General features: G+C 54.9%; 10 protein-coding genes. 5 read left to right on the top strand and 5 right to left on the bottom strand.

Features of this window, described 5'->3' with window-relative positions; all coding sequences use genetic code 11:
* Nucleotides 1-1008, bottom strand: a complete 1008-nt coding sequence (locus BUE18_RS13275) for a GNAT family N-acetyltransferase (RefSeq protein ID WP_073476467.1) — start codon at nt 1006-1008, stop codon at nt 1-3.
* Nucleotides 947-1360 carry a hypothetical protein gene (locus BUE18_RS13270; protein ID WP_073476465.1) on the bottom strand — a complete coding sequence of 138 codons (414 nt, stop codon included), beginning with the start codon at nt 1358-1360 and terminating at the stop codon, nt 947-949. The genes BUE18_RS13275 and BUE18_RS13270 overlap by 62 nt, the downstream gene beginning before the upstream one ends.
* An 857-nt stretch (nt 1361-2217) precedes the next feature.
* On the opposite strand from BUE18_RS13270, the gene BUE18_RS13260 reads away from it, so the two are divergent.
* A complete protein-coding gene (locus BUE18_RS13260; RefSeq protein WP_170868361.1) occupies nt 2218-6258 on the top strand; it encodes a DUF7948 domain-containing protein in 4041 nt (1346 codons plus the stop codon).
* A 116-nt stretch (nt 6259-6374) separates the two neighbouring features.
* Here BUE18_RS13260 and BUE18_RS13255 read toward each other — a convergent pair whose 3' ends face one another.
* Nucleotides 6375-7037, bottom strand: a complete 663-nt coding sequence (locus BUE18_RS13255; RefSeq protein WP_073476460.1) for a hypothetical protein — start codon at nt 7035-7037, stop codon at nt 6375-6377.
* A 205-nt stretch (nt 7038-7242) separates the two neighbouring features.
* Nucleotides 7243-7452, bottom strand: coding sequence for a hypothetical protein (locus BUE18_RS13250; RefSeq protein WP_012609228.1), 210 nt, complete (start codon nt 7450-7452; stop codon nt 7243-7245).
* Between the two features lie 533 nt (nt 7453-7985).
* On the opposite strand from BUE18_RS13250, the gene BUE18_RS13245 reads away from it, so the two are divergent.
* Together BUE18_RS13245 and BUE18_RS13240 are read left to right on the top strand one after the other, a co-directional pair.
* A complete protein-coding gene (locus tag BUE18_RS13245; RefSeq protein WP_073476458.1) occupies nt 7986-8267 on the top strand; it encodes a hypothetical protein in 282 nt (93 codons plus the stop codon).
* A gap of 344 nt (nt 8268-8611) precedes the next feature.
* Complete coding sequence (locus tag BUE18_RS13240; protein ID WP_073476457.1) at nt 8612-9313, top strand: RCC1 domain-containing protein; 702 nt, start codon at nt 8612-8614, stop codon at nt 9311-9313.
* 63 nt (nt 9314-9376) lie between these two features.
* Here the strand turns inward: BUE18_RS13240 and BUE18_RS13235 are convergent, their stop codons facing one another.
* Entirely contained in the window at nt 9377-10381 is a 1005-nt protein-coding gene (locus BUE18_RS13235) for a peptidylprolyl isomerase (RefSeq protein ID WP_073476455.1), read from the bottom strand.
* A 396-nt stretch (nt 10382-10777) separates the two neighbouring features.
* Here BUE18_RS13235 and BUE18_RS13230 point away from each other — a divergent pair, with 396 nt between their 5' ends.
* Together BUE18_RS13230 and BUE18_RS13225 are read left to right on the top strand one after the other, a co-directional pair.
* Nucleotides 10778-11014, top strand: coding sequence for a hypothetical protein (locus BUE18_RS13230; RefSeq protein ID WP_139264734.1), 237 nt, complete (start codon nt 10778-10780; stop codon nt 11012-11014).
* A gap of 426 nt (nt 11015-11440) precedes the next feature.
* A complete protein-coding gene (locus BUE18_RS13225; RefSeq protein ID WP_073476451.1) occupies nt 11441-13198 on the top strand; it encodes a DUF11 domain-containing protein in 1758 nt (585 codons plus the stop codon).
* The last annotated feature ends 15 nt before the right edge of the window (nt 13199-13213 follow it).

The following is a 13213-nucleotide window of genomic DNA, read 5'->3' as shown; positions in this document are numbered from 1 at the left end:
TTAATTCCTCCCTTCGGCGTTGAGTTGGTCATTTTCCATGGGGCACTCAATGGTTTTGTTGGCGATGTATGACGCGCCCTTGGCCGTGCACGCCCTGTTGGGGCACAGGCAAAGAAAGCCGTCCTTGTCCCATTTGTCGCGGTAAACCTTTTTGATCATATGCTCCGCCGGCCCGGCCAGGGGCTTCCTGAAATCGATAATCAGGGCCGCGGTGATGTTTCGCACGGTTTGCTCCATATACAGGGACATGCCGGGAATGGGGGTGACGCCGTATTTCTGATACATGGGCACGTGGTTCACGTCGCTCTGGCCGATGAGCAAATCCAGGCCGGAGCGGCAGGCGTAAGTCAGGGACGAAGCCATGACCAGCCTGCTGACGCCGAAGCCCCGATAATCGGGATGCACCACGTTGCGGCTGCTTTCGGCGTATTGCACGCCGCCGGCGTCCCACTCGGTCAGCAAGTGCGTTAGATCCACGCTTTCGGCCATGGGCGAAAAAGCCCGCAACGGCTGGCGCACGTAATCGGCCAGGGTAAGGCCGGGATGGTCCTCCAGGGACGGATTGTCGTGATCCAGAAGGGCGTCGATGTAGGAGGCGAAGGGCTCCTGGCGCTCCCTGAATATGAGGCGGGTGGTTCCCACCAGGACGTCGCCGGACCCGGTTCGTTCAAACACGCCGAAGGGAATGCTGTAGGGTGAAAACTTGTCCAGATCGATCCGCAGCCTGTTGTGCTGGTTGAGATAATGCAAATGGTCGTACACGCCGTAGCTCAGGCGGCATGAGGCGAGGAAGTCTTGATAATTATCGATGATCCTGGCCGTAAAAACCGATTGAACTTCCTGTTTGGCGTGAACTTGTTTGGAGAAGATGGCTTCTAAAAGCCGGTCAAAGGAAGTCAGGACAATGTCCGTGTTCAGGGGTTCCGGGATGGCGTCGTATGCGCCCTTATTGCGGAAGGCTTGAAGGGGTAAACGGGCCTCGTCCTCGCCGAAAACCACAGAGCCCATTTTTTTTTCCCACGAAGTTCCATCTCAGGTAATCCGTTAAGTCAAGACCGTTTTGAATGTTCCGGCCGGTTAGGTCTGAGCCGTAATCCCCCAAAGCGGGATTGACCCTATAGTCTGCGCATACAATTTGCACGGCGTCCTCCGTATACTTGTAGTTTCTGTCAATGGTTTCCACCGCCTCCTGCGCGGTTCGCGCCAGGGAGAGGTTTCCCTGGATGCTGTTCTGGCCGGTCCTCAGGCGAACGATGTCGTTCAACCTTCCGCTCTGGACCATGGCCTGAAAAAACTGATGCCTGCCCACCAGGCTCTCGGCGTCGGGCGCCACGAGCACAATGAAATAATCCAGTTTCATACGCATCTCCTTTCACTAAAGTCCTGAAAAATATTGCAAAACATTATACAATTACTACATAAGAAACCGATTTTCTTATGCACATAAAAGAATATATTGTCTTGTTTATTACGTCAATTTTTTACAAACATGCTATTTTTATGCATTTGAAACCGAAAGTATTTGAATAAAAAATGGCGTTCATCAGGCCTTGACACACTCTTTTGACCCAGAGAAGAATTGTTAAATGAAAAGAGGCGGCAATTTTTGGTTGAATTTTTCCCCCAAAAATCGCCCTGGCCGAAAAAAAAGATCGCTCCAAAGCCCCCCGGATAGGAAAACCAAGGAGTTCTTTTGTCTTAAAGGCCCGATTTTCAAAAGCCCCGGATACGGCGGTTTGAGGCAGTTTTTCCCCTCTTGCAATTCATGAAATACTAGTGTTTAATGATCGTATACACGGGACATCCAATTTGTTGCTGACAGATCACAAAGCCCAATCTTTTCACGCCGCAATATGAAGGGAAAAGGCGCTTTTCCGTTATTCTGGCTATCCGGCCCCTGCGGTTATCCGGTTAATGCCTGTTGCGGGAGGAGGATGCCTGGGCGATGGCATGGTTATCCGGCGTTGCAGCGGTCCTTTAGCCGATCCACTTAACGACCCTGCATGAACACTATGTGAGAGGTGCGCGATGTGTGCGAATACGTCCCTACTACCCGGCAGACGCATGACGAATTGCGTTAGGCCTTTCTTGCGGCTTTTTTGGGCTGCATTTCTTTTAACGTGCGTCTTTCCGGTTTTCGCCCATTCAACGGCGCAAATTGCCCCGGATCCGCCGGCGCAGCCAAAATGGGCCTACGACGCTGTTCGGCGCCTGCCCATGACCTTTGAGCCCAATGCAGGCCAGGCCCAGGATCAGGTGCGTTTTATCGCCCGCTGCCCTGGCGCCGTACTCCATTTTTACGACAATGCCGTGGATTTTTGCGTGGAAGGCGGGACCGGGGCCTTGGGGAATCAGGGAGGCAATACCTCCGGGATTCGTCGGACGGATCGAATTCGCATGCGCCTGGACGGGGCCAGGCCGTCTCCGCAAATTGAAGCCGTGGGCAGGCTTCCGGGCAAGGCCAATTACTTTACGGGAAATGATCCCGCCCAATGGAAAACCGGCATCTCCACCTATCGGAAGGTAAAGTACCATTCCGTGTATCCGGGGATTGATCTGGTGTTTTACGGAAATCCCCGGATGCTTGAATACGATTTTATCGTCCGCCCCGGGGCTGATCCGTCCCAAATACGCATCGCCTTTGAAGGCGCAAAAGCAGACAGCGCAACGCCGAATGGCGCCCTGGAATTTTCCGCCCCCGGGGGCCAGCGGATGTTGCAGCACAAGCCGGTTATCTACCAGGAGAACGGAGGCTTGCGTCAGCCGGTGGAAGGCGGCTGCCAAAAGCTGGGCCCGGGCCTTTATGGGTTTGAACTGGCATCCTATGACGCCGCGCGGCCCCTGATCATTGATCCGGCCCTGCAATTTTCCTCGTATATCGGGGGTACGGATGAGGACATTATAAATGCGGACAGGGTGGACGGGATCGCCGTGGACGCAAACGGGGGCGTTTATATAGGCGGAATAACCACGGCCTCGGACTTTCCCGCAATCAGCCAGATATCGGGAGCGGTCTACACCTCCACGATGAGCAAAAAGTACGACGCCTGGGTGGCGAAAGTGCATCGTTCCGGCGCCTTTCTGGAGTGGAGCACCCTCCTGGGCGGCTCGGGGCAGGACAAGGTGAACGCCCTTGCCTTGAATTCCAACGGCGATGTGGTGGTTGTAGGAAAAGCTTCCTCCAATTTCCCCGAAATGTCGCCTTTGTTTTCAGAAGGAGAGTTTTTTGCCGCGCAGATCAGCGGCGACGGCGCCAGCCTGATGTTCTCCACCCGATTCAGAGGAAGCGGCGGCGGGGAGGCCTCGGCCGTAGCCGTGGATTCCAGCGGCAATATCTGCATTACAGGCCATACAACCGCGGAGGACTTTCCGGTAACGGCCGGCGCTTATCAAAGCGCATTGAATGTGGACGAAGCCCAGTTCGCAGACGACGCCTTTGTCATAAAAATCAATCCCACAGCAAGCATGCTGCTTTATTCCAGCTATCTGGGGGGAAGCAAGACAGACTGGGGAAGGGGCGTGGCCGTGGACGGGAACGGATGCATTTATGTGGCCGGCGAAACCATGTCAACGGATTTCCCCACGGTCAGCGCCTATCAAGGGGCGCATGGGGGAGGCTCTTACGACGGATTTGTGGCCAAACTTACGGCCAACGGCTCGGCGCTGGAGTATTCCACCTATCTGGGATCGGATGAAACAGGGTCGGGCTCGGCCTCGGAACGATGCACGGCCATCGTCCTGGATTCCAGCAACAGGGCCTATGTGACCGGCGTGACCACGTCGACTTCCTTTCCCACCTTGAACGCCGTCCAAAACGCCTGCGGAGGGGGGGCGGACGCCTTTGTCACGGAGTTCTCGGCGTCGGGAAGCGAGCTTGTCTTTTCCACGTATCTGGGGGGAGCGGATGCGGATTACGGCTACGCCCTCACCCTGGACCCGTCAGGATACATTTATGCCGCCGGCCAAACCAGTTCCGACGGCGCCGGCGGCGACGCCTTTCCCTTGGTTGACGCCATCCAGTCCAGTTACGCCTTGGGCGGCGATCCCAACAACAATTGGTGGGACGGCTTTGTATCAATCTACACGCCGGGAGGCGCGGCCCTTGATTTTTCCACCTATCTGGGCGGAAACAATTGGGATTCATTAACCGCCATAGCCGTGGACGCCTTGGGCGACGTTTACGTGGGGGGCAACACAACCTCTCAAACCTATCCGGTTCTGGGCGCCATAGCCTTTCCGGGAGGGGCCTTTCCCACCCAGGACTCCCTGCAGGGAACCTACGACGGAATCGTGGCGAAAATCTCTTTAGGGACTCCCGTCTTCAGCGATATGGAACTTAGGCTTGAGGAGGAAGCCGACCCGGTTAAAGTGGGGCAAACTCTGACATACACTTTTACCGTGGAAAACAAGGGCCCGGACATGGCAACGGACGCAACCCTGACGGGGGAGCTTTCCGGGGTCTTCGACTCGGTGGTTTTAACCCCGTCCTCCGGGACCTGTACGGGAGGGGAATCCTTCAACTGCGACCTAGGCGACATTGACCCGGCGTCTACAGCCACCGTGACGCTCACGGCCACTCCGGCCCGCATAGGGACGGGCGGCGTGGAAGCCTTTGCCTTCAGCGACTCGGGGGAATCCAACACCGACAACAATTTCGTCAGCGAAGAGACGGATTTCACCCCGGCCTCGGATTTAATCCCGGACCCCACATTCATGGTTTTCCCTGCCACGGAAACAGGCGGGCGCTCCAAACTTCAAACATTCACCATAACCAACAGCGCCTCCGTTAACCGGAGCATTGGGCAGGTCAATTTTTCCGGAGCCAATGCAGGCGAGTTTATAATAGACGGCGACGCGTGTTCGGGAGAAACCCTGTCCCCCGGCGCCCAGTGCAGTATCGTCGCGGCCTTGGCGCCCATTAACTCCGGGGATAAGGAAGCTCTGTTGAACATCCCCTCCGACGATCCGGCCTTCCCGGTGGTGGAAATACCCGTGAGCGGAGAAGGCTTTGTGCTGGGTCCCCCTTCCATAGTGCTGCGAAAAACAGGACAGACCACCAGCTATGCAACGGGCGACGACGGGGATCTTCAAAAAGGCATGGATTGGCCCGAGCCGCGCTTTCAGGACAATGGCGACGGCACGGTGACGGATCTTTTGACCGGCCTTATGTGGCTCAAACACAGCACCTGTTCGGCGGCCATCGGCATCGGGACCTTTTATTACGGCGAGTTAACATGGCAGCAAGCCCTTGACTTCGTGGCCGGCATCAACGACGGAACTTATGACATCAGCGCCTGCGGCGGATATACGGCCGATTATACGGATTGGCGCCTGCCTAACGCCAACGAAATGAAGACCCTGTTTTGCGGAGAACCCACGGTGAGCGGCTCCGACCTGCTCACGTCCTGGGGCTTCATCCCCTGGCATTCGCCCATAGGAGGCGAGCAGAGATGGTGGACCTCCACCAGCGACGTTTCCTATTACTCTACAGCGGGGTTGTACGGCGCCGTGCGGCTTTATCCAATTAAAATCCGCGCTAAAGATCCAGGCCCCTACTCCACAAGCTATACGCAAGCCTGGCCCGTGCGCGACGCCGGCGTCGCGCCTATTTGCGCCGTGGCCCGGACCGGCCAGACCCAATGCTACGACGCCGCAAACACGGAAATAAGCTGCCTCGGCTCCGGCCAGGATGGAGAGTTGAACAGCGGCGTTGCTCCGCCCTCGCCCCGGTTTATTGATCACAAGGACGGGACGGTGACCGACTTCATGACGCACCTCATGTGGCTGCAAAACGCATCTTCCCAGGGGGAAAGAACCTGGACGAGCGCCCTGGCCCGGATTCAGGAGCTTAACGCCTCGTCCTACCTGGGCTACACGGATTGGAGGCTCCCTAACTCGGAGGAGATGGCAAGCCTGCTGGACCACGGCAATTCAGACCCAACTCTGCCCTCGGATCATCCCTTTTCCAATGTTCAACGAAAGTATTGGACGTCCACAGCATACACCGCGGCCTGGAGGCTTCGCCTGAATATGCGGGAAGGCGATTTTTACGGGGAAGATCCCTCCAACTACAATTATGTCTGGCCCGTGCGGGGAGGGGCGAAAGATTTCTATTTGGTGGACGCCGTCGCCGTGCTTCAAATCCTGACCATGCAGGAAAGGTCCATGACCTCCAGGATCAAGGATATCAATGACGATGGGGTCATTGACCTGGCGGAAGCCATCTATATTATGCAGAGTCTCCTTGAAATGCGGTAAAACCAAGGAAAGCAGGCGCTGGAGCGCCCTCCGGCCGGCAGCCTTTCTGCGCCGGCCTGAGGGATAAGCGATCATGTTGGTCCGGAAAAACTGATTGGCTCAAAAAGCCCATGCGCCTATGGCTGGACAATGTCGCCGCTCTGCGAGGCGCCAGCCGCGGGACCTGGCGTTCCCGGCTTGGGCGCCTGGGCGCCGCCTTTGGCCGCTTCGGCCTTTTTCGCTTCCTCAACCGCCTTAGCCTCTTGCGCCTGACGCCGGACGCTTTCGGATTTATCCTTCCGCTCCTGGGGATTTCTGATGCCCAGTTTGGTGAATATGCGAAAAATCCCGTCGCTGCCGCCTGCGATCAGCATCGCGCTCAAGATCTTGCCTCCCCAGAAAGTCCCCTCATAGGTGGTGAAGGCTTGCACGGAGTTGGCGATTATATCCAGGTTGTATTTGGAAAAAATCGCGTAGGCGAGAATGATTACCAGAGGGGTTTTTACGCCCTTGCCCTCGCAAAACCTGGCGAAATACGTCCAGTTGAATATGGGAGTCATGGCGGTTTCAAATATCAGGGATAAGACCAGAAACAGAGCGAGAACATTTCCCATCTGCTCCCAGTCCGCGTTTACCTTGACCACCGATCCTTTGTCAGAGGCATCGGCATCGCCTCCCTGGCCGGCAGTTTGAACGGCGAGACCTTGCCTGACATTTTGCTCCGTCTCGCCCGCCGCCATGGCGCCGCAAGCCAGGACCATAGCCAACACAAACAACACAACCATTCCCAATTTTTTCATGACCGCCTCCTTGATGGACAATCCTGCAAAAACAGCTGGTCAAGGCCCCCATGGCGCCGGCGCCTCAAAGTGGTGAAGATGAAAAAACAAAGATGAAAATCTGTATGGGACGAGTATAAAGTTATTGGAGGGAAAACGTCAATATTTAAAGGAATTCAGATGATAATTATATTTGCCGGCGCCGCAATAAAGGGAAAAGGAAGATTTAATCCCCTTCTTCGGCCAAGACCTTTTTGGCCTCCGAAATGGCGTTTTCAATGGCCCGGGCCACGTCCGGCTTGATGTCGAACGAAAACCCTTTTTCCTTGCACTTTTTCTTGGTCTCCCGGATTTCGTTCAGCAACCGTTTGGGAACGGTCACGCGAAGGATGGCGGTTTTGCTGGCGTCTTTGTCGTCCAATCTTTTTACGGCCATATGTTTTTCTCCAGTTTTATGAATCAGTGCGCCTCAGGTTCTATGGGTCTCAAGTATGCATTCCCAACAGCATGGGAACGAAAAAAAAACCATTAGCAGCGGGTTTGGCGAGGCCCCAACGGTGCTTTTCGTTGGGTTTCGCAAGCTCTACCCAACCTGCATCGCTCCATGCTGAGCCGTAGGTTGGGTTAAGAAGTCCGGCTATGGCTCTTCAGGCCTCCAATAACGCCTTTGGACTTCGAACCCAACAAAAATTATCTTAACCATTCCTTGGAGCCCGATCCACGGAACGGAGGCTAAGGCGCTTTGGGACTTCAAACCCAATTGCTATTGTGTCTTATAGGACACGCATTCCTTAGAGTCAAGAAGGAAGCATTATTTTTGTCATAATTTTTTGCCATATTAATTTGTTTTACATTTGACAAATGATTTTGTCAGGGTTATCTTCCAATCAAAGTCGAGGGGCCGGAGGACATTGAACACAGTGAAAAGGTGCGGCGATCAGCCGGACGCAGCGAAAAAGGGGGATGACCATGAGCAAGCTGATGCAAATCAAAGACCTGGTGCAGAATTTAGTGGACAAAGGGGCTACCACGGTGGAGGAAATCCACAAGGCGGTGGCGGACATGCCCTTTGACGCCCTGAAGAAAATCGACCCCGGCGCGGACGCCGCGGAGTCGGCCCGGCAGTTCCATCATCAAACCGTGGGCGGGGTGTACAACCTGATTCGCAAGATCAACCAGGAAGTGGGAGCTTTCGCTGAGGAAATCCTGGACGGCGTGGATCAGACCCGGGACGATTCGGAGAATTATTGATTCCTGGTCCTGATTCCTGGGGATTCTGCTGAGCTTGATGTAGGTTGCGCCTCTTCGGCGATCTTGCAGATTTTTAAAGCTATCATCTTTAATTTCAAATAGTTTTATATGCATTACCACGCAAAGCATGGGAACGAAAGTAAAACCGCATCCTGCCAATTTCCCAACCTTAAAAACCCGGCCCGAAATTTTGACAAGATTTCGGGCCTTTCTTTTTTTCTCGAACAATTCTTTCAACACCGCATCAGTAACATGGCATTTTCATTTGGCGTGAAATTCTGCTAATATTACTCTATCTTCTATTCAATGCTAATTAATCACTTCTTATCATTAAAGGATTTAACATGAGTTTATACAGCCTCCGCCGGTTTGGATTCCTGTTTGTTTTACTCGTTTTATCCATGATGCACCTTGGACAGGAAAGCGCCCTGTCCGCCGCGCCCATGGTCGCCGCAGGGGAGGATCATACCCTGGCCTTGAAGGCCGACGGCAGGGTGTGGGCCTGGGGCGGCAATGAACATGGGCAATTGGGAGACGGCGGCAGGGAGGACACCACATTGCCGGTGATGATCCCCGGGCTGACGGACATCACGGCCGTTGCAGCCGGGCATGGCCATTCCGTGGCGATGGAAAAAAACGGAACGGTCTGGTTTTGGGGATATCTCCCGGACGCCCACATGGAAAAATCCATAGCAATGAGTTTTGAGTCTCCGGTCAGGGTTGAAGGCCTGGATCATGTAATCGCCATAGCCTCGGGAAGGCTGCATTCCATTGCACTGAAGGATGACGGAACCGTGTGGACCTGGTACGCGGTCCCCCCCTGCCCTTTTGAATGCAAATATCCCATTATTTTGGAGCCGCTTCAAATCCAGGGCTTGCAGGATATCGTCCAAATTTTCTTCAAAGGGCGGCGTTTGATTGGAATCAGAAAAGACGGGGGCGTGTATGAATGGAATTGTAATGGGGGCGGCGAAGGAAAAACGGACTGCCCCGCCAAAGCGGTTCCCGGGACAGACGGCGTAGGCTCTTTTAATATTTTGAAATAATACAAAAATTTAAGACGCAGGGTCCATGCTTGCGCCCGATCCTGAGAAACGGCATGAGCCTGCTCAAGGCTCTTCCAGGCGTTCTATCTCGGCGGATTCCTTCAGCCCGACGCCGTATTCCAGGATCAACGCGGCTTTTCTGTCCTCGGTCATCTTGGCGATTAGCTTGTCTTTAATCTCGTCAAAGCGCAATAGGGTCCGGGGTTTTTTGTCCTCCACATACAGGATGTGATAGCCGAAAACGCTTTCCACCGGGTCGCTGATTTCCCCCACGTCCATGCCGAACACGACTTCCTCCAGGGGTTTTAGCTGAGCTTTGGGCAAATCGCCTTTTTGAACGTAGCCCAGGTCGCCGCCCCGTTTTTTGGATTCGCAGTCGGAATACTCCCGGGCGGCGGCGGCGAAGTTCCGGCCCTTTTTCAGCTCTCGCACAATGCGTTTGGCTGTTATCAAGGCCTTTTCATCGGCCCTGTCGCCGTCCTCCTCCTTGAATTCCACCAGAATGTGGCTGGCCCGCACCATTTCCTCCTGGTAAAAATTCTCCTGATGGCCGTCGTAATACTCCCTGGCCTCGGCCTCCGAGACCTTGGAAAGGGGGTCGAATTTCTTGTCCAGATAATCCTGGGTCATGACATAGCGCTCCGCGATCCCGCGAAACTGCTCCGAAGAGACATGCAGGGCTTCCAAGCCTTTTTTATAGGCCTCCAGGCTGGGGAAGCGCTTCTGAAAGCTCCAGATGAACTCATCCACCTTGGCTGGATCGGCTTTCTCGCCGGCGGCCCTGGCTTCCTGATAGATCAGCATGGCCCAGATGGTGCTCTCCATCATAGCCTGGCGAAACGCGGGAATTTCCGAAGGCCTGAAATAGGCGCCCTCCCGGAACATCTGGTCTTGAGTCAGGATTTCCGCCAGATTCATTTCCCATTTGTGAAAATCCATGCCGTTCACGCGCAAGACCACCCGGGAGTAGTCCTCCGTAAGGTCGTCGGCGTAAGCTGCAGGCAGAGACGCGCACCAAAAGCAGAGAGATACACATAGAATGGCGGTCCCTTTGAAAAAACCGATCATGCTCAGACTCCAGCGAATTTTATTTGGATTGTCAAAAAATATTCCCCTCTGACAAGAGATAAAGCAGGACAAGGCGTCCTTGTCCACGACATTTTTTTGGCGTTGTCAAATTTTCCAGGAGAAACCCGTGCATCATGGCCTTAATAAATCCTTCAAACCCCTTGAATATGCAAGTCATATCATGTTTATGAAATAAGTTTAATTAGTTATGGGCTATCCAGTTATTTTTTAAATAATTTATTTTTATTGAACTTCTAACTCACGAAGGTAGCCTCTTGATATGATTTTAATATCATCCAAGGGCGCCTCCAACCTCTTGCCTTGAAACCAGCCCCGGGCGAAAAATCAGGTCCGTCTGGTATGAGGGTTGCACTATTCAGGGCCAGTGAGGTGATTATGGAACGACTAAGTTACGGAGAAAGAAAGGCGTTGACCGCCTTGCAAAGTTACGGCCGGATCATCTGGCGCCGCATGGAAGGGGCTGTGCACTCCGAGGAAGGCGCTCCCCGCATGGGAGGCTTTTCCGTGGAAGACATGGAAAGCCTGGTCAATCAAGGATTCGCCAAGCGGACCCAGGTCTCCCCCAACCTGGTATTCCGCGTAACCGGGCCCGGCATGGGCGCGGAACTTTAACCCTCTAACCCCTCTCTCTCCCCTCTTAGGCCAGTCCCTTTTTTCAGGACTGGCCTGTTTAACAGGAATCATCCGCATTAGCAGGGTTATTTCGGAAATAAAAACACAAAGGATAGCCGGGCTGCCAACCCTTCCGGGCCGCCAACAAAACGGCAGCGCCCATGCCGCGACAGAAATAACACTAATAAACCGTATAATGATGGGGCGGTACATTGCATATTTACACGCTAACATTGTTTTTCCGCCAATGGAACGGCTTTTGCATATGCTTCAATCGACTTAATTTCAAGACATTTTACCCTGTTTTACCGCGGCTCAATAACCTGCGGCGTTTCCGGTCCGCCGCTTTCCATACTGATAATAAGAACTAATTATATAATGACTCGCCTTAAATTCCGCCGAAAATATTCCAACAGGAGGAGCGCCATGAAAAATTTCAGAACCTTGGTATTGTTATGCCTCATTGCAGCCTGTCTGGTCTGGTCTGGGCCGGTTTATGCGGCCCTGACGCCGGCCGGCACGGTGATTTCCAATCAGGCGCATGCAGATTACAAGGACGCCAACGGAAATTCCCTGCCCAGGGTTTATGCAACGCCTGTCACCACCTTGGTGGGGCAGGTTGCGGCGGTGGATCTCTCCCCGCCCACGGCGACCAAGTCCAAGGCCAAAGGGACCACGGTCAACTTCGGGGCTGAAATCCTCAACACAGGCAACGGCCAGGATACATTCACGCTGAGCGTTGCAACCTGTGCAGGCTGGACCGCCGTCATCTATCTGGACAATAACGAAAACGGCATCCGGGACGCGGGAGAGGATACGGAGGTGGCGGCCACGGCCACCCTGGACCCGGACGAGTCTTATTGGGTGGTGGTCCAGGTCACCTCCCCGGCCGGCGCCAGCAACGGAGACGCCTGCGACACGGATTTGACGGCGACCAGTCAATTTAACGGAACCGTGTATGATATGGGGACATTCACTTACGTGGTGCAGGATGCAGAACTGACGGTCAACAAGACCGTGAACCCTTCGGGAGGCGTGGATCCCGGGGCCGTCCTGACCTACGCCATTGAAGGCTCCAACACTGGCACGGCCACGGCGGAAAATGTGATTATCACGGATCCCATCCCCGCCAACACCACCTATGTGGCCAACAGCATCCGCATCGGCCCGGCAGGCGGCACGTACGGAACAGCGACTCCGCAGACGGACCTTGCTGACAATGGGCAGGTTGGCGGCGACAGGGCGGACTACAACATCTCCAATCCCGGGAAGGTCACGGTGTTCTGGGGAGACGCGCCCGCCGGCGATTCGGGAATCATCTATTTTCAAGTTACGGTCAATGCAAACGTCCAGGCGGGAGTGCACATAGAAAACACCGCAGACATCGACTACGAAGTCGGAGGAGTTTCCCAGCCCACGGACAACTCCACCAAGGCCCAGAATACGGTGGACAGCCAGCCGGATGTATCCATCACCACAGACCAGTCCCTTTCGGGCGATCCCAGTGACGAAATGGTCTATCCCATCGAGGTCTGCAACTACGGCAACGCCGCGGACGTCATAGACCTGACCGTCCAGTCCTCTCAGGGATGGACCTGGACCCTGTGGCTGGACCTGGACCTGGACGGCATAGTGGAGGACGACGGCGATTACATCCTGACGGATACGGACGGAGACGGCAAGGTGGACACAGGCTCTCTGCCCGTGGGCGCCTGCAGGACCATTCTGGCTCTGGTGACCATACCGGCGGGCAGTGCGGACCAGTCCCAGGACACGACCATAATCACCGTGGCGTCCTCTGTCGATCCCACGGTGACCGATTCGGTAACCCTGATTACCACCGTCACCGCTCCGGTGCTGAACATCACCAAAACAGTGAACCCCACAGGACCCCAAAACCCCGGCACGGTGCTGGTCTACACCATCACCGCCACCAATACGGGGACGGGCGCAGCCACGGAAGTGAGCGTGACGGACCAGGTTCCCACGTACACGACCTTTGTGCCCGGCTCTATCCACACAGGCTCCACCGTGGCCAGCCTGGCGTCGAGAAGCGACGCCATTGACGGCGACGGCGCCGGGTACAGCCAGGGCGTGAATTCCGTGGTCGCTCCTGACGGAGGAACCCTGAGCCTGGGGCAGAACGGCCAGTGGATTGTGCGTTTTTCGGTAACCATCGATTAGCCGGAACCTGAGGGA

Source organism: Desulfatibacillum alkenivorans DSM 16219 (assembly GCF_900142135.1).
In the GTDB taxonomy this organism is placed as follows: Bacteria; Desulfobacterota; Desulfobacteria; order Desulfobacterales; family Desulfatibacillaceae; genus Desulfatibacillum; species Desulfatibacillum alkenivorans.
Note: the sequence above shows the minus strand (reverse complement) of the source record. Positions and strands in the feature narration are given on the sequence as shown.